This window comes from Streptosporangium sp. NPDC023963, from assembly GCF_040639135.1.
Lineage (GTDB): Bacteria > Actinomycetota > Actinomycetes > Streptosporangiales > Streptosporangiaceae > Streptosporangium.
Window position 1 is genome coordinate 20660 of record NZ_JBEZZK010000004.1, and the last position, 16972, is coordinate 37631.

At 71.6% G+C, this 16972-nt stretch carries 15 protein-coding genes; 8 read left to right on the plus strand and 7 right to left on the minus strand.

Annotated elements, in window-relative coordinates; all coding sequences use genetic code 11:
* Window positions 1-187: 187 nt before the first annotated feature.
* The 4 genes from AB0F88_RS14625 to AB0F88_RS14640 form a co-directional block, all read right to left on the minus strand.
* On the minus strand, window positions 188-922 hold the full coding sequence (locus AB0F88_RS14625) for a hypothetical protein (protein ID WP_362682601.1): 735 nt from the start codon (window positions 920-922) through the stop codon (window positions 188-190).
* A 135-nt stretch (window positions 923-1057) separates the two neighbouring features.
* Window positions 1058-1873: an ATP-binding cassette domain-containing protein gene (locus AB0F88_RS14630; protein ID WP_362682604.1), complete on the minus strand. Its 816-nt coding sequence runs from the start codon at window positions 1871-1873 to the stop codon at window positions 1058-1060.
* Between the two features lie 83 nt (window positions 1874-1956).
* Window positions 1957-3630 (minus strand): serine/threonine-protein kinase, encoded by a 1674-nt coding sequence (locus AB0F88_RS14635; protein ID WP_362684346.1) that lies wholly within the window; start codon window positions 3628-3630, stop codon window positions 1957-1959.
* 251 nt (window positions 3631-3881) lie between these two features.
* Window positions 3882-5054, minus strand: coding sequence for an alpha/beta hydrolase (locus AB0F88_RS14640; protein WP_362682607.1), 1173 nt, complete (start codon window positions 5052-5054; stop codon window positions 3882-3884).
* A gap of 444 nt (window positions 5055-5498) precedes the next feature.
* Between AB0F88_RS14640 and AB0F88_RS14645 the strand changes: the two genes are divergently transcribed.
* The 5 genes from AB0F88_RS14645 (at window position 5499) to AB0F88_RS14665 (ending at window position 10619) form a co-directional block, all read left to right on the plus strand.
* Window positions 5499-6185: an ABC-2 family transporter protein gene (locus tag AB0F88_RS14645; protein ID WP_362684349.1), complete on the plus strand. Its 687-nt coding sequence runs from the start codon at window positions 5499-5501 to the stop codon at window positions 6183-6185.
* Between the two features lie 66 nt (window positions 6186-6251).
* Window positions 6252-7040, plus strand: a complete 789-nt coding sequence (locus tag AB0F88_RS14650) for an ABC-2 family transporter protein (RefSeq protein ID WP_362682610.1) — start codon at window positions 6252-6254, stop codon at window positions 7038-7040.
* 3 nt (window positions 7041-7043) lie between these two features.
* Window positions 7044-7793 (plus strand): ATP-binding cassette domain-containing protein, encoded by a 750-nt coding sequence (locus tag AB0F88_RS14655; protein WP_362682613.1) that lies wholly within the window; start codon window positions 7044-7046, stop codon window positions 7791-7793.
* Window positions 7794-8274: 481 nt separating this feature from the next.
* On the plus strand, window positions 8275-9105 hold the full coding sequence (locus tag AB0F88_RS14660) for a helix-turn-helix transcriptional regulator (RefSeq protein ID WP_362682616.1): 831 nt from the start codon (window positions 8275-8277) through the stop codon (window positions 9103-9105).
* A 50-nt stretch (window positions 9106-9155) separates the two neighbouring features.
* Complete coding sequence (locus AB0F88_RS14665) at window positions 9156-10619, plus strand: ATP-binding protein (RefSeq protein WP_362682619.1); 1464 nt, start codon at window positions 9156-9158, stop codon at window positions 10617-10619.
* 69 nt (window positions 10620-10688) lie between these two features.
* Here AB0F88_RS14665 and AB0F88_RS14670 read toward each other — a convergent pair whose 3' ends face one another.
* Entirely contained in the window at window positions 10689-11165 is a 477-nt protein-coding gene (locus AB0F88_RS14670; protein WP_362682622.1) for a hypothetical protein, read from the minus strand.
* Between the two features lie 103 nt (window positions 11166-11268).
* Here AB0F88_RS14670 and AB0F88_RS14675 point away from each other — a divergent pair, with 103 nt between their 5' ends.
* The 3 genes from AB0F88_RS14675 (at window position 11269) to AB0F88_RS14685 (ending at window position 14345) form a co-directional block, all read left to right on the plus strand.
* Window positions 11269-11823 carry an MFS transporter gene (locus AB0F88_RS14675; RefSeq protein ID WP_362682625.1) on the plus strand — a complete coding sequence of 185 codons (555 nt, stop codon included), beginning with the start codon at window positions 11269-11271 and terminating at the stop codon, window positions 11821-11823.
* A gap of 41 nt (window positions 11824-11864) precedes the next feature.
* The gene (locus AB0F88_RS14680; RefSeq protein ID WP_362682627.1) at window positions 11865-12602 is read left to right on the plus strand and encodes a YcnI family protein; all 738 of its coding nucleotides are present in this window, start codon (window positions 11865-11867) and stop codon (window positions 12600-12602) included.
* A 384-nt stretch (window positions 12603-12986) separates the two neighbouring features.
* On the plus strand, window positions 12987-14345 hold the full coding sequence (locus AB0F88_RS14685) for a sugar ABC transporter substrate-binding protein (RefSeq protein WP_362682630.1): 1359 nt from the start codon (window positions 12987-12989) through the stop codon (window positions 14343-14345).
* Window positions 14346-14663: 318 nt separating this feature from the next.
* Here AB0F88_RS14685 and AB0F88_RS14690 read toward each other — a convergent pair whose 3' ends face one another.
* Together AB0F88_RS14690 and AB0F88_RS14695 are read right to left on the minus strand one after the other, a co-directional pair.
* Complete coding sequence (locus AB0F88_RS14690) at window positions 14664-15665, minus strand: ABC transporter permease (protein ID WP_362682633.1); 1002 nt, start codon at window positions 15663-15665, stop codon at window positions 14664-14666.
* Window positions 15652-16692, minus strand: coding sequence for an ABC transporter ATP-binding protein (locus tag AB0F88_RS14695; protein ID WP_362682636.1), 1041 nt, complete (start codon window positions 16690-16692; stop codon window positions 15652-15654). Before AB0F88_RS14695 ends, AB0F88_RS14690 begins: the two co-directional genes overlap by 14 nt.
* Between the last annotated feature and the right edge of the window lie 280 nt (window positions 16693-16972).

Genomic DNA, 16972 nt, shown 5'->3' on the forward strand with positions numbered 1-16972 from the left:
GGCGAATGCTGAATCTGGAGCGAGAGCCTGAGCTTGAGCGGCTGCCTCTACCGGTTGGGCTACCCCGGCAGGTGGTGCCGGGAGAGGGATTCGAACCCCCACTGTGACCGCGTGTCAGTCTGACGGTTTCAGTTTCAGCTTTCGCGCTTTCGCGCATCCCCGTGCTCCAACGGGGAGTCCTGTGATCTTACCCGAGCAGGTAGCCCAGCACCTTCTCACCGACGCGCTGGTAGGTGATCTCGGTGCCGTTGGCCTCCTCCCGGGCGAACTTCACCGCGTTCTGAAGCCTGCCGACCCGCTCCAGGAGCTCGTTGACCCGCTTCTGCGGCACGGCCCCCGAGAAGGTGACCTTGGTCCAGAAGCCGACGACGATGTCCTCGTGGTAGACCTCGACCTGGGCGGGGTGCTTGTCGGTGGCCTCCGCCTTGACGTGGTTGCGGGGCACCTTCTTGGTCCGGGTCGTCTTGACCGGCTCGGTCCGCCAGCAGTCGGTCGACTGGTCCAGCGTCCAGGCCTCGGCGGCGTCCAGGACGGGCAGCTTGGCGATGAAGGTGTGCAGGTCGACCAGCTGCTTCTCCAGGAACAGGAGATAGGTGACGGGCACGTCCTCCAGGAGGGTGGAACCGTCGACCTTCACATCGGCCCGCGCCGAGCAGTTGGCCCAGTCCTTGGTGGCGGTGACGTCGAACAGCCGGGTGAGCGCGGCGCCGACCTGCTTGAGCAGGTCCTCGCCCTGCACCTGGACCCGGGTCGACTCCGGGGGCAGTTGCTCGCCCTCGTCGTCGACGGGCTGGTAGGTCCGCGAGAGGCCCGACAGCAGGGCGTTCTTCTGGATCGTGTGGTAAGCGTCGGTCACCTTGCGCTGGGTGTCGGACTTGACGCCCTTCTCCACGGCGAGGATCTGGTTCAGCTTGGTCGCCATGCGTGACACCGTACCGGGAAGATCACCCGCATAACACCGCTTTTCCCGCAGATCGCCCCGTGTTCCGGCCGCTCCGTCACCGGCACGGCCCGCCCGGCCTCACGACCGGCCGGCGCCCCGCCCGCCGCGGCACCCTCAGCCGCGCACCGCGCGGGCGGACCAGCGACCGTCGAGGTGGTCGACGCGCAGCGGACGCCCGAAGCACTCCGACAGGTTCTCCGCGGTCAGGATCTCCGCCACCGGCCCGCCCACCTGGACGCGGGCGTCGCGCATCAGCAGGGCGTGGGTCGTGGTGGCCGGGACCTCCTCCAGGTGGTGGGTGACGGTGACCGTGGTCAGCGCCGGGCGGGTCGCCGCCAGGTCCTCCACCGCGGTGATCAGGTCCTCGCGGGCGGGCAGGTCGAGACCGGCGAACGGCTCGTCCAGCAGCAGGATCACCGGATCGGCCATCAGCGCCCTGGCGACGCGGACACGGGCCCGCTCGCCCTGGGAGCAGACACGGAAAAGCCGGTCGGCGAGGTCCTTGCAGCCCATGTCGGCCAGCAGGCGGTGGGCGCGCTCGTGCTCGGCGGGGCCGTAGCGGTCCCAGAGGGGGGCGCTGGTCCCGGTGTGGCCGGTCAGGACGACGGTGTGCGCGGTGGCGCCCTCCTCCTCCAGGAGCTCCTCGTCGACGAGCCGCTGGCTGGCCGCGACGAGGCCGATGTGGCGGCGCAGCTCCCGCAGGTCGACCCGGCCCAGCCGCTGGCCGAGCACGGTGACAGCCCCCTCTGTGGGGTGGCGTACGGCGGCGGCCAGCGAGAGCAGCGTGGTCTTCCCGGCCCCGTTGGGGCCGAGGACCACCCAGTGCTCCCCGTATCCGACCCGCCAGCCGATGCCGTCCAGCAGGGTACGGCCGACCACCCGGACCCCGACGCCGCTCAGTTCCACCGCACCGGACACAGGCCCGCCCATCGGTATCCCCCTCGCCTCGATTCGCGGCGCTCACTTTAACCGATGCACCGATACCTCCTTGTAAATCGCCCTAAAAGGATGACTCAGCCCATCTGTATGGAGGGACCGGTGGTGGGCTGCGGGGTGATGGTCGTCCCCGAGGGGGCGGGGGCGGTGGGCGTCGGGGACGGGCTCTCCCCGTCGCCGGTCTGCGGGATCTGGGTGAAGGAGGGCTTGGGATCGTTCGAGGCCGTCGGGCAGTCCCTGGCCCGGCCCTTGCCCTTGGCGGTCGTGTCCGCGCAGTCGCGCGGGTCGTCGCCGTCGTCCGGCAAGCCGCCCGAGCCGCGGGGTCCCCTGGGGCGCTCCGGCGGCGGGTCCTCCCGGCCGTCACCACGGCCGTCGTGGCCGTCACGGCCCGTGGTGGGCAGCGAGACGGTCCTGGTGGTGGTGATCTGGACGGTGGAGGGGGTGGTCGGCGTCGGCACCCGCGGCCTGCCGGCGGGCGGGCGGGTGCCGGCGCCGAAGACGGAGGCGGAGGGCGTGCCGTCGGCGGGGAGGACCAGCGGCACCGGCTCGGGAACGCCGGGGCCGCCGACGGGGCCGGGCCCGCCGCCACCGGTCGCGGCGGCCACGGTGACCGCCGCCATGGAGACCGTGGCCAGCGCCGCGAAGCCGGCCTGCGACAGGTGCGCGCCCTTACCCGGCCCTGCCCTGCGGGACCCCCTGCCGGGGATCCTCACCGGGACCGAGGGCTCGTCGTGGAGCGACGGGGACGAGAAGGGCGGCGAGGGTGACAGGGGCAGGGACGACGAGTACGGCGAGGACGACGAGGACGACGAGGACGACGAGGACAGGGCCGCGAGCCGGACCCTCCCGGCTCCCGGGGTGTGGGGCACCGGCGTCCAGATCTCCGCCAGCACCTCGGCGACCGCCTCGCGCAGGTCCCACGGGTCGCCCACGCCGCCCGCGGCGAGCAGCGCGCCGAGCAGGTCGGCGGCCCTGGGCCGCTCGGCGGGGTTCTTGGCCAGGGACGCCTCGACCGCCGGGCGCAGCAGCGCGGGCACCGAGGCCACCCTCGGCGGCTCGACCAGGATGCGCCGGGTCAGCACGTCCGCCTCCCCCGCGCCGAAGGGGTGGTGGCCGGTGGCCGCGTAGGCGATCAGGCAGCCCCAGGCGAAGACGTCGGAGGCGGGCAGCGCGAGCCCGCCGGTGAGCCGCTCGGGGGCGACCCAGCCGGGACTGCCCATGACCTGTCCCGCCTGCGTGTGCGCGGCGAGCACGTCGACGTCCCTGGCGATACCGAAGTCGATCACTCGGGGGCCGGTGTCGGACAGCAGCACGTTGCCGGGTTTGAGGTCGCGGTGGACCAGCCCTGCCTCGTGCACCGCCACCAGCGCGGCGGCCACCCCCAGGGCGACGCCGTACGCCAGGTCGGGGGTGAGGGGGCCGTGCGCGGAGACCACCTGGGACAGCGCGGGGCCGGGGACGTACTCCGACACCAGGTAGGGACGGTCCTTGTCGGTGCCGTCCTCGATCACCGCGGCGGTGCAGAAAGGCACCACTCTCCGGGAGAATTGCACTTCTTCGGCGAAACGGGCGCGGAGCGTGGCATCGTTGAGATGCACCGGGTGCGGCGTCTTGATCGCCACCACCCCGCCCTGCGGGTGTTCGGCCAGGTAGACGATGCCCATCCCGCCTACTCCGAGGCGGCCGAGCAGAAGGTAGCGGCCGATGATGACCGGGTCCCCGACGGTCAGCGGCCGCACACCGGTCGGCATGCCGTTCACGGGACCTGCTCCCCCACGTGCCATCCTCGTTGAGCCTCTCGTGCGCGGGCTACGGCAAGCACACTGTGGCGGGATTCGAGCGTCCTTCGCTCCCGACCGGTCAGAAGGGATATGAGAGGTAAGGCGAATGATCCCTCGGGGTAAGGAATTCGTGGTGTGCGGGATGCCCTTGGGACGGGGCGGAGCGGTGTGACCAGCGGGAAGGGCGCGCGCCCTCTCGCGGGCGCACGCCTCGGCACGCCTCAGGCGGCGGTGGACGCGGAGCGCGTGGAAGGGTTCCGCGGAGCCGGGGCGCAGGCCTCCTCGGCGGAGGGGACCGGCTGGGCGAGACCGGGGACGGCGAGACCCGGCAGGAGAAGGTCCGGTACGGAAAGGTCCGACACCGGAAGGTCCGAGGCCGAGAGATCCGGCACCTCCAGGACGGCCGGAGCGCGGCTCCGCTTCGAGGCGGCGCGGCCGGGCACGAGGTCCTGGGTCGCGGCGAGGAAGCGGGCGATGTGCGGGTACACCTCGCGGGCCTCGGGGATGACGTCGGCGAGGATCGCGAAGACGTGCGGCATGCGGGGCCACTCCTCGTACATGACCGGCACCCCGGCGGCGCGGGCCCGCTCGGCCACCCGGCGGCCCTCGTCGCGCAGGACCTCGGTGGAGCCCGTGACGATCATCAGCGGGGGCAGGCCGGTGTAGTCGCCGAGGACCGGGGACAGCAGGGGGTCCTGGGGGTCGAGCCCCGCGGTCCAGCGGCGGGCGAGCCAGTCGACACGGCCGGCCGGGATCATCGGGTCGAGCAGCCGGTTGACCCTGCGGGGCGCGCCGGTCAGGTCCGCCCACGGGGACAGGCACACGGCGGCGGCCGGCAGCGGCATGCCCTGGTCGCGGAGCGCCAGAAGGGTGGCCAGGGTGAGGTGGCCCCCGGCGGAGTCCCCGCCGAAGACGACGTCGCCGGGGCCGTAGCCGTGCTCCAGGAGACATCGGTAGGCGGCGATCGCGTCCTCGAGGGCCTCGGCCGGCCGGTGGACGGGGCCCTGGCGGTAGTCGACCGCCAGCACCGGGCGCCGGGTCGCGGCCGACAGACGCCAGGTGATCGGCCGGTGGGTCGCCGGGGAGCAGGAGAAGTAGCCCCCGCCGTGGAAGTAGAGCAGGACCTTGCCCTCGTCGAGCTCCTCCCCCGCGCGGACCCACTCCCCCGGGCACGCCCCCGCCTCGTCGGGGGTCACGCGTACGTGGACCGGCAGGCGGAACGGCACCCTGCCGGCCAGCGCGACGATGCGGGAGGCCGCGGCGAAACCGACGTCGTTTCTCAGCAACAGGTCGGAGATGGGCTTGAAGGTGCCTCGCATGATCGCGTTGAGGGTCGCGGCCTGCCAGCTGAAGGGGTAGGCCGGACTGACATCCATATTGATCTCGTCGCGCATGGGGGACCTCCACAAAAGGACATTCCCCCCAGAATGGGCTTTTATCGGCGATTGGACATATCGGAGAGATTACAACTATGTATCACGCGTGTATACCTCACCCTGACGACACGTCCGCACACCGAACGTCACCGGCCCGTGGAGCCCCGGAGCGGGCCGTGAATCACCAGCCCGTGGAGCCCCGGAGCGGGCCGTGAATCACCAGCCCGTGGAGCCCCGGAGCGGGCCGTGAAAACGACCGGTCCCGCCCCTTCCCCCTCCGGCGCGCCGCCGAAAATCCGTTGCCTCTCCCCGAAGCGCCCAGGAGGATAGGAGGGTTGTCCTGACACCCTCCAGGAGGCAGCCTTCCTGCTCTACGCGCGCATCGCCGGATACGGCTTCCGCCGCCACTCCACCTACCGCGCCGCCGCCGTCGCCGGAGCATTCACCAACACCGTCTTCGGCATCCTCCGCGCCTACGTCCTCATCGCCCTCTGGCAGGCCCGCCCCGGTCTCGCCGGGTACGACCTCGCCGACGCCGTGACCTTCTGCTTCCTCAGCCAGGCCTTCATCGGCCCCATGCAGGTCTTCGGCGGCGGCCTGGAGCTCTCCGAGCGCGTGCGCAGCGGGGACGTGGCCCTCGACCTGCTCCGTCCCGCGTCCCTGCAGATGTGGAACCTCGCCGACGACCTCGGCCGGGCCTGCTACCTCCTCCTCGGCCGCAGCCTGCCGCCCACGATCGCCGGCGCCGCCCTGTTCGGCCTCGTCGTACCGGACGACCCGCTGACCTGGCTGTCCTTCACGGCCGGCCTCGTCCTCGGGGTGATCGTCAGCTTCGCCCTGCGCTACCTGGTCGCACTGTCAGCCTGCTGGATCCTCGACGACCGGGGGGTGCACACGATCTCAATGGTGACGACCCTCTTCTTCAGCGGCATGGTCCTGCCCCTCAACCTCTTCCCCGGCCCGCTCGGCACCCTGGCCGAGGCCCTCCCCTGGTCGGCCATGGTCCAGATCCCCGCCGACCTCTACCTCGGCAAGCGCGACGTCCTGGAGGCCCTGGGCTTCCAGGCCATGTGGGCGGTGGCGCTGCTGGCCCTGGGAGCCCTGGCCACGAACGCGGCCCGCAGGAAGGTCGTGATCCAAGGTGGGTGACGACAACGGCCGGGACCCCCGGGACGGCGGGCCCGCCGCGCGGGAGAAGACCGGGGGAGGCGCCCGATGGTGAGGACGTACCTCCTGCTGGCCTGGACCTGGCTGAGGGCCTCGGCACAGTACCCGGGACCGTTGATCATGATGACGCTGGGCTCGTTCGCGGTCAACGCGCTGGACGTGGCGGCGATCTGGGTGATCTTCGAGCACACCGGGTCGCTCGGCGGCTTCGTCCTGGCCGAGGTGATGTTCCTGTACGGCACCGCCGGCCTGTCCTTCGCGCTGGCCGACATGCTCTTCGGCAACGTCGACCGGCTCAGCCAGCACATCAGGAGCGGCAGCTTCGACACCATGCTGATCCGCCCGGCGAGCGCGTTCACGCAGATGGCCGTCGACCGCTTCGGGGTACACCGCTTCGGCAGGCTGGCCCAGGCGGCCGTCGTGCTCGCCGTCGCCCTGCCCCAGCTCGGCCTGAGCTGGGGCAGGGCCTGGATGATCCCGCTGATGGTCGCGTGCGGGCTCGTCATCTTCACCTCGGTCTTCGCCCTCGGCGGGGCCGCGCAGTTCCTGCTGACCGACGCGCCCGAGGTGGCCAACGCCTTCACCTACGGAGGCGGCACCCTCACCCAGTACCCCCTGAGCGTCTATGGCTCCGAACTCGTCAAGGGCGTCACCTTCGTCGTGCCGCTGGCGTTCGTGAACTGGCAGCCCGCGCTGTTCGTACTCGACCGCGACGACCCCCTCGGCCTGCCGCACTGGCTCCGCTTCGCCTCGCCCCTGGCGGCCGTCCTGCTGGCGGCCGTCGCCGCCCTCGCCTGGCGGGCGGGCATCCGCCGCTACCGCTCGACGGGAAGTTGACACATGATCGAACTCGACCGGGTCGGCCGCTCGTTCACCGTGGGCCGCCGCAGGGCCAAAAAGACCGTGCACGCCGTACGGGATCTGTCGTTCACCGTGGAGGCCGGGGAGTTCGTCGGCTACCTCGGCCCCAACGGCGCGGGCAAGTCCACCACCATCAAGATGCTCACCGGCATCCTGGCGCCGACTTCGGGCAGCATCCGGGTGGCCGGGCTCGATCCGACCCGCCGCCGCGTGGCCCTGGCGCGCAGGATCGGGGTGGTGTTCGGCCAGCGGACGACCCTGTGGTGGGATCTGCCGCTGCGGGACAGTTTCGAGCTGGTCCGGCACCTTTACAAAGTAGATCAGCCGGTTTTCCGGCGGAGGCTGGCCGAGCTGACCGAGATCCTCGACCTCGCCGACTTCATGACCACCCCGGTCCGCCAGCTCAGCCTCGGCCAGCGCATGCGCGGCGACATCACCGCCGCCCTCCTGCACGACCCCGCCGTGCTGGTGCTCGACGAGCCCACGATCGGCCTGGACGTGGTGAGCAAGGCAGCCATGCGCGACTTCCTGCGACGCCTCAACGCCGACCGGGGCACCACCGTCCTGCTCACCACCCACGACATGGGCGACATCGAGAAGCTCTGCCACCGCGTGATGCTGATCGACCACGGCAGCCTGGCCTTCGACGGCACCCTGGACGACCTGCGCGCCACCGCCCCCGAGGGGGACTCCATCGAGGAGGTGGTCACCCGCCTCTACTCCGGCTGACCGCCGGACGTCCGGGGCGGCACCCCGGGGCACATCGCCGCGAGCGGCCGTGACCGGACGAGGGGGACGACCGCCTAGGCCCCCCGCGGCCGGGAGGTCAAGATGACCGCCCAAGAAGCTCCAGCGAGACATATGTGACGTTAGTCACATTTACGCGATCCCGACGGCGCGGAGGCCATCCTTCACTCGCGCTTTGAACCCTCTTGACCCCCGGGACCCCCTCCATACGAAAAACCGTTTCCCGGCGACCGTTCTCCGCCGCCCTTTACCCCCGGAATCCCCCACACGTAGCCGCGAATGGCACGGAGAGACAAAGGTAAAACACGACCGAACAAAGTTCGTCGATCATTCCCCCGGAGGGGGAAACGATCGGAAAGAAACCTTAGAAAAGGCTCCCACCAGGGAGTTCGTCAAGTCCGGGGAACGTTCGTGGGAGTAATACTGCCACCATGTCAAATGGGTTCTGACATACCGTAACGCTATGGACAGCGACAATCTCCTAGGTGAGTTCCTGCGCGCTCGGCGTGAACTCACCACCCCCGAACAGGTGGGCCTCCTGCCTGCCGGTTCCCGGCGCACACCGGGGCTGCGCCGGGAAGAGGTGGCGATGCTGGCCGGAGTCAGCACCGACTACTACATCCGCTTGGAGCAGGGACGGGAACGCCACCCGTCCGAGCGAGTGCTCGGCGCCCTCATGCAGGTCCTCAACCTCAGCACCGACGCCGCGGCCCACATGCACCAGCTGGCGCACCCCGGGCCGCGGCAGTCCGGAACCGCCGAGCGGCAGGCCCGGATCAAGCCGGCGCTGGTACGGCTGATACGGAGCTGGCCCTACACCCCGGCGATCGTGACCAGCCGCTGGATGGACGTGCTGGCCTCGAACCAGATGGCCGACGCCCTCTACAACGGGCTGAAACACCGGGACAACCTGCTCCGGCTGATCTTCCTGAACCCCGACTCCCGCCGGTTCTACCGCGATTGGGAGGAGTCCGCCCGCACCAAGGTGGCCCAGCTGCGCGCCATCGCGGGCGCGGACCTCGACGATCCCCACCTGACCGAACTGGTCGGCGAGCTCTCGCTCAAGAGCACGGACTTCCGCCGGATGTGGGCACGGCACGAGGTGTCCAGCGAGAACGTCGCGACCAAACGATTCCGTCACCATGACGTCGGCGACCTGACGCTCACCTACGAGGTGTTCAGCATCAACGGCTCTCCCGGCCAGAAACTGATCGTCTTCCAGGCCGAGCCCGGAAGCCCTTCCGCGCACGCTCTGGACCTGCTGGGCAGCCTCGCGGCGCTGACATCACCATGAGGGGGCCGCGCCCGCGCTCGATCCAAGCGCGCTACACGATCATCACGACGATGCTGTTGCTGGTCATCCTCGCCGTGGTGGGAGCGAGCATCGACATGGCGATCCGCTACCGGATCCAGGACGACGGCTTCGGCAACGCCGAGCGGGTCGCCAGCCAGTGGAGCGCGCTGGTGCGGATCGGCAGCATCCCCGAGCCGATCCCCGCCGCCGCCCCGGTCGACCTCGTCCAGCTGGTGAACTCCCGCGGCGTGGTCATCAACTCCAGCAGGCAGGCCGCGGGCCTGCCGCCGATCAGCACGAGCCGCCCCCCGGCCGACGACCGATTCCAGCAACTGACCGAGAAATCCGTCATGGTGATGGCCATCCGGGTCTCTCCCGCGGCCGACTCCCCCGTGGTCTACGCCGGCGTCGAGGAACCCGCCATCCTGCACAAGCACCACCTGGAGTACTTCATCAGCGCGGGTGTCCTCGTCCTCCTGGCCCTCGCGGCCTGGATGACCTGGTGCGTCGTGGGACGGACGTTACGCCCGGTGGAGGCGATCCGCGCGCGGATGTCCGAGATCACGGTGAGCGACCTGAGCCTGCGGGTACCCATCCCCCGGGGCGAGGACGAGATCGCCCTGCTCGCCTGCACCGCCAACCAGACGCTGGCCCGCCTGGAGGAGGCCGTGGAGCAGCAGCGCCGTTTCGCCTCCACCGCCTCCCACGAGCTCAGGACCCCGATCGCGGGCCTGCGCGTGCAGCTGGAGGAGGCCCTGCTCTACCCCGACGACGTCGATCCGCGCGACACCATCCGCGAGGCGCTGACGGCCAGCGGCCGGCTGGAGGCGATCGTCAACGACCTGTTGCAGCTGGCCAGGCTGCGCAACGCCGATCCGGCGCCGCAGGAGCTGATCGATCTCGGCGCCCTCGTGACGGAGGAGGCGGCCCAGGGCACCGGAATGCCCGTACGGGTCCAGGTGACCGCCCGCGTACAGGTCCGGGGCTCCCGGATCCAGCTGATCCGGGTGGTGAACAACCTGCTGAGCAACGCGCGGCGGCACGCCGACAGCCGCGTCGAGGTCTCCGTCGGCTTCGCGGACGGCAAGGCCGTCGTGGCCGTGGTCGACGACGGCGCGGGCATCGCGCCCGCCGACCGCGAGCGCGTCTTCGAGCGCTTCACCCGCCTGGACGACGGACGTCTGCGCGACTCCGGCGGCAGCGGGCTCGGCCTCGCCATCTCCCGCGACATCGCCCACGCCCACCAGGGAACCCTGCTGATCGAGGACTCGCCGCGCGGGGCGCGGTTCGTCCTCCGGCTCCCGCTGGAGGACGCGCAGCCGCTCGGGGCCGACCCGGAGGGCCGGCACGCCGGGGCGGGGAGGGCCGCCCCGCCCGCCGGGAGGGCGAAGGGCAAGGAGCCCGCCCGCGAGGAGGCCCCTCGCAAGGAGAACCCCTCCCAGAAGGAGGGGTCCCGGAAGGAGAACACCGGCACGGAGGGCCCCGTCAGCTCGGCCGGTCACCGCCGGCGGTGACCGGGGTGACGGCGCGGGGCCGGTGGCGGGGCCGGTGGACGCGCGGTGACGGGTGCGGCGATCGAGGGCTCAGCGGTAGCCCTGGGCGTCGGACTCCTCGTACTCCTCCTCGTCGCCCCGGAACCGCGGCGCCCAGCGGGAGGGCATCAGCACCGGCAGGAACAGCAGGATGCCGAGGAGCGCGTAGACGCCCGTGGTCAGCAGCAGGCCCATGCCACGACCGGCCTGCAGGAGCACCTCGTGGAAGGTCGGATCGTCGGGGACCAGGCCCATGGCTCGCCTGACGTCCAGGGCGTAGACCACCGTCCAGGCGAGCAGGACCATCGACGGGACGAAGGCCGCCAGCGGGGAGACGCGACCGGCGACCACCAGGCCGACCAGGAGGCCGATCCCGGCCATCACCCCGAGGGCGATCCAGGTCTTCGAACCGCTCTCCGCGGGAAGGGGCACCAGGCTCGCCCCCGCCTCCTGCACGGCCCAGCCCGCGCCGAAGAGAAGCACGGCCGCCACGAACAGCCCCACAAGCACCCCAACGACGTGCCGCATCGCCACCACCTCGGCTCGAAGGACCGGTCACGGTCGCGGCAACCATAGCGACAAAAACTCCAGAACGGCAGACATCCCAAGGCGTGAGAACATATGGGTCACCATGCGCGCCCGCCTCCCGTTACGCCTCACGCGCGCGGCCACCTTCTCGGCCGTCTGCCTGGCACTCGCCGTCCTCGGCCACGCGGCCGCGGGCGGTTCCTGGCCACGGCCGTGGGCGGTGGCCGTGGCGGGAGCGGCGGTCATGGTGACGGCCGTGCTGCTCGCCGGGCGTGAGCGGTCGATGGTGACGATCAACGCCGGGCTCGCCACCCTGCAACTGTCGCTGCACGAGCTGTTCGCGCTCGGTGGCGTCGCGGGGATCCCGCCCCCGCACCCGCACGTCAGGGGGCTGGGCGAGAACCTCGGCATGCTCGTCGCGCACCTCACCGCGACCTTGATCACCGGATGGTGGCTGGCCCGCGGCGAGAGCGCCCTGTGGGTGCTGCTCCGCTCGGCCGGTCGCCGCCTCGGCGCCCTGTTCCCGCTGTTCCCGCTGCTGCGGTCCCCCGCCGCGGTCGCCGTCCCGCCGGGTCCCGCGTACGTCCCGGCCGCGCCCGTTCCCGCCGTCCTCCGTCACTCCGTCAGCCGGCGCGGTCCTCCGCTTCCCGCCGCCTGACCCGACCCCGGAAAACCCGAAAACCCGAAGTGGAGAACCCCATGTCGCTCACGCACGCCTGCCGCCGCCTGGCCGCCGTCACCGCCGGTGTCACCGCCCTCACCCTCGGTCTCGCCCTTCCCGCCCTAGCGCACGTCACCATCAATCCCGGCAGCGCCCAGCAGGGCGGCTTCACCAAGGTCGCCTTCCGGGTCCCGAACGAGCGCGACGACGCCTCGACGACCAAGCTGGAGGTGACCTTCCCCACCGACCACCCCCTGGCCTTCGTCTCGGTCAAGCCGGTGCCGGGCTGGGACGTCAAGGTGGTGGAGGGCAAGCTGCCCAAGCCGGTCACCACCGAGTACGGCGAGCTCACCGAGGCGGTCACGAAGGTCACCTGGTCGGGCGGGAAGATCGATCCCGGCCAGTTCCAGGAGTTCGAGGTGTCCATGGGCGCGCTGCCCACCGACACCGACCAGCTCGTCTTCCCCGCCACCCAGACCTACAGCGGCGGCGAGGTCGTCAAGTGGGCGGACGAGCCCAAGGCCGACGGCTCCGAGCCCGAGCGCCCGGCCCCGACGTTGAAGCTCACCCCCGCCTCCGCCGAGGGAGACGGCCACGGCGCCTCCGCCACCCCCTCGGCCACGGCCCCGGCGGCGTCGGCGCCGTCGGTGGCTCCCGTCGCCGCCCAGGAGAGCTCGGACGGCACCGCCCGCCTGCTCGGCGGGGCCGGGCTGGTGCTCGGGCTCGCCGGGCTCGTGGTCGCGGCGTTCGGCCTGCGCCGGGGCCGCGCCTCCTGATCGCCTCCTGATCGCCTTCCGGCTGTCTTCCGGCTGTCTTCCGGTCTCCTTCCGATCGCGCGGGGCGGCCCCGGGAATCCTCCTTTCCCGGGGCCGTCCCGCGTTTTCCGTCACCGGCCGCGGCCGCCCGCCTCGCCGGGAGGGCGCCGCGTCGCGCACCCCCAGGCATCTCGCGGCGGCGCCGGCCCCGGCACCGTGCCGCAAAACGGGGCGGCGAGCCGCGCGTTTCGGAAATGTTTGCAGCTCAGGGCGGCGTTCTACTGTTATGCCCGTCACATCGCTTCCCTTATACCGGCCCATCACCTCCCCCTCCCGCGGCACCGCCCGTCCCGTCGGCCGGAGCCGCCGGGCAACGTTCTCCCGCCCCTCATGGAGGTCCTCGTCATGCGGCACAGCACGCGCGCCACAGCGCTCGCCGCGCTCTCCATCGTCCTGCTCGCCCTAGCGGCCTGCGGCGTGCCGCCCCGCCACTTCTCACAGTCTCCGCCACCCGAGATCAGAGCCGCCGACATCGAGAGGGCCCTGCGGACCAAGACCACGCTGACGTTCTGGTCGTGGGTGCCCAACCTTCAGAAGACAGTGGCGCTGTTCGAACGGAAATACCCCAAAATCAAGATCAATCTGATCAACGCCGGCCGATCCAGGGGTCAGTACGCCAGGCTCCGGGCGGCGCTGAAGACCGGCACCGGCATTCCCGACATGGCACAGATCGAGTACTTCGCGCTGCCCCGCTTCGCGTTCTCCGGAGTCGTGACCGACCTCAACCCGTACGGCGTGGAAAAGCTGACGAAGAAGTTCAGCCCCTCGGCCTGGGACCAGGTGGACCTCAACGGCAACGTCTACGCGGTCCCCCAGGACACCGGCCCGATGGCCATGATCTACCGGAAGGACGTCTTCGACCGGCTCGGCCTGACACCGCCGGAAACCTGGGCGGAGTTCGTGAGGGTCGCCGAGAAGATCAGGAAGAAGGATCCCCGCGTCTTCGTCACCAGCGTCGACCCGACCGACTCCGGCATCGCCGACAGCCTGATCTGGCAGGCGGGCGGGCGGCCGTTCGGCATCGAGAACGCCACGACCCTCCGGATCGACCTGCAGGACAAGGGGACCAGGCGGTGGGCGAGACTGTGGACCAGACTGACGCGGGAGAAACTCGTCGAGCCTGATGTGACCTGGACCAACGCGTGGTGGAAGAACATGGCGAGCGGCAGGTACGCGCTGTGGATAACGGGCGCCTGGGCACCCGGCGTCATCGAGGGCGCGATCCCGGAGACCAAAGGCAAGTGGCGCGCCGCACCCATCCCCCGCTGGGACGCCGGGAAACCGGTTAACGCCGAGAACGGAGGCTCCGGCGTGTCCGTGCTCTCGACGAGCAAGCACCGGCTCGCCGCCTTCGGGTTCGCCCGCTGGCTGAACTCCGACCCCGAGGCGGTCAGGTCGCTGAACACCGTCTCCGGGGTCTTCCCCGCGACGACCTGCCTGCTGAGGGACAAGGAGTTCCTCGACGTCGAGATCCCGGTCCTGGGGGGTCAGCGGGCGAACAGGCTGTTCAGCAAGGGCTCCATGCAGGTGGTGAAGGGCTGGCAGTACCTGCCGTTCCAGCTCTACGCCAACGGCCTCTTCGGCGACAGCGTGGGACGGTCGTTGTCGAACGCCACCGACCTCGACATCGGCCTGAGGGCCTGGCAGCTGCAGCTCAGCGCCCACGCGCGACGGCAGGGCTTCAGGGTCTCCCCCGGAAAATGAGTTTTCCCACCGCCTCTCCCCCGGTCGGAGACGTCGCGGGAAGCCCCGGCGATCCGGAACCCCGGCATCGCGAGAAGCAGGGGCGATCCGGAGCCCCTGCGTCGCGCGACGCCGGGCCGCCGGGCCGCCGGACCGCCGGACCGCCGGGGCACGGAAAACCGGCCGTCCGGCTCCCCGGGCGTCCGGCGCTCCCTCCGAACGACCCGGCGCGCCCCCGTACGACCTCCCGGACGGCCCGCGCCCCACGGGACGCGGGGACCGGTGAGGGGCGAGGGCCGGGACGAGGCCGGGGCAGGACGGAGAAGGCGCGCGGTGGGGTCAGGCGGTGATGTCCTTGCCGGTGAAACGCGCCCAGGCGATGGAGCCGAAGACGACGACATAGGCGGCGAAGACCAGCAGCCCCTGCCCCATGTCGCCGGTCGCCACCGGATCCCGCAGGACCCCGTCGAAACCGTTCCACCAATCGGTGAGCAGGTACGGCCGGATCGCCGACAGCTGCGGGATGACTCCCAGCACCTGGGCCACGATGACGACGACCACGGTCGAGGCGATGGCCCCGACGGACACCTCGGTCAGGGTCGACAGGGCCAGCGCGACGGCGGCCAGCGCGGCCATGCCCGCCGTGACGTACAGCACGACGACGCCGATTCGCAGCACGCCGTCGAGAAAGGGGATCGTCCCTCCCGACAGCAGCGTGATCGGACCGGCGGGGAACAGCAGCAGGCCGGTGAGCAGCGCGGACAGTGCCACGACGGTGACGGCGGCCAGGCAGAAGAGGATCACGCCGACGTACTTGACGGCCAGCAGGCGGGTCCGGCCGGCCGGGGCAGCGAGCAGGTAGCGCAACGTGCCGATGCCCGCCTCCCCGGCGATCGAGTCTCCGGCGACGACGGCGACGGTGACCGGCAGCAGCAACTGCACCAGGACCGAGAGCGCGGCGAAGGTGAGGAACAACCCGTTGCCGGTGACCTGCTCGAAGATCGCCGACCCGCCACCGGGCCCACCGGGCCCGTCGCCCACGGATCCGCCGAAGGTCAGCAGCACGATCCCGATCAGTACCGGGATCACGGCGAGCACCGCGAGCATGGCGAGGTTCCTCGGCCGCCGGAAGATCAGGCCGGCCTCCGAGCCCAGCAGCCGCAACCACGCCCGGGGCGCGCCCACCGCCCGCCCGGCGGGGGGCGGGCCCCCGGAGACGTGCCCGCCGCCCGCGAGAGCCGTTTCCGGCGCGAGGCCCGCCCCCGTGGGGGGCTCCCCGCCGGGAGTGGTGCGTGTGGCGTTCTCGGTGGACACGGCTTCCTTCCCGCTAACCGTCGACATCGAATCCCTCCCCGGTCAGGCCCACGAACATGTCCTCGAGGCTGGGCCGCTGGACGGCCAGGCCGCGTACGGCGACGCCGCCGCCGACCAGGGCCGCGCACACCCGCTCGGGCACGTCGGTGCCCAGCGCGGCGCTGACGTCGCCGTCGCCGAGACGCACATCCGGCAGGCCGAGCCCGGCCAGCACGGCCGCCGCCTCGACGGTGTCGGGGGTCTCCACCCGGATCCTGACCGTCTCCCCCGCGCGCAGCTCGGCGATGGACCCCTGGGCGACGAGCCGCCCGGTCCGCATGACGGCGATGTGGGAGCACATCTGCTCCACCTCGGCCAGCAGGTGGGAGGAGACGAACACCGTCGTCCCCTCGGCGGCGATCTCCTTGACCAGGCCGCGCACCTCGCGGGTGCCCTGCGGGTCCAGGCCGTTGGTCGGCTCGTCGAGGATCAGCAGCTCTCTCGGGCCGAGCAGCGCGGCGGCGATGGCCAGCCGCTGGCGCATGCCGAGCGAGTAGGCCCGGTAGCGCTTGCGGGCCGCGGCGGCCAGGCCCACCCGCTCCAGCGCGTACCCGATCCTGGCCGAGACGGTGCGCGGGTCGGCCGAGGGATCGGCGGCGTCGTAGCGGCGCAGGTTGGCCTCGCCCGACAGGTAGGGGTAGAAGGCCGGCCCCTCGACCAGGGCACCCACCCTGGGCAGCACGCCGCCCGCCCCGCCGGGCATCGGCGTGCCGAGCAGCCGCCAGTTCCCCGCCGTCGGGGTCACCAGGCCGAGCAGCATGCGGATCGTGGTGGTCTTGCCCGAGCCGTTGGGACCGAGGAAGCCGAACACCGACCCGCCGGGGACGGCCAGGTCGAGGGTGTCCACGGCCACCTGGCCGCCCCCGAAGCGCTTGGTCAGCCCGCTGGTGACGATGGCGAACTCCCCGCCGGAGGGGCTCGGGGCCGGTCTCTGGCCGGTCAGCACGGCGCTCCCGCCCGCCGGGGCTTCCCGGACCTCGCCGGCCGGGTCCTCCCCGCTCCCGCTGTTCCTCACGTTCTGGACGATCGGCACTTCTCCCCCACTGCTCGTCGGTTCCGGGACGGCCACGCGGCCGTCCCGGTCAGGGCTCGCGCCCTGGACGTTCACGAGCGCCCCGAGCGCTCATGAAGCGGCTGATACGTCGGATGCGCCGGATTTCCGGAACGTCGTGCGTGGCCCGGACGGCGTCCCCGATTCACGCCGCCGGACCATGACCGTGAGCCTCGGCCGCGGACCCTGACCGCCGGATCCTGGCCGGGAGCCTCGGCCGCGGACCCTGACCGGGAGCCTCGGC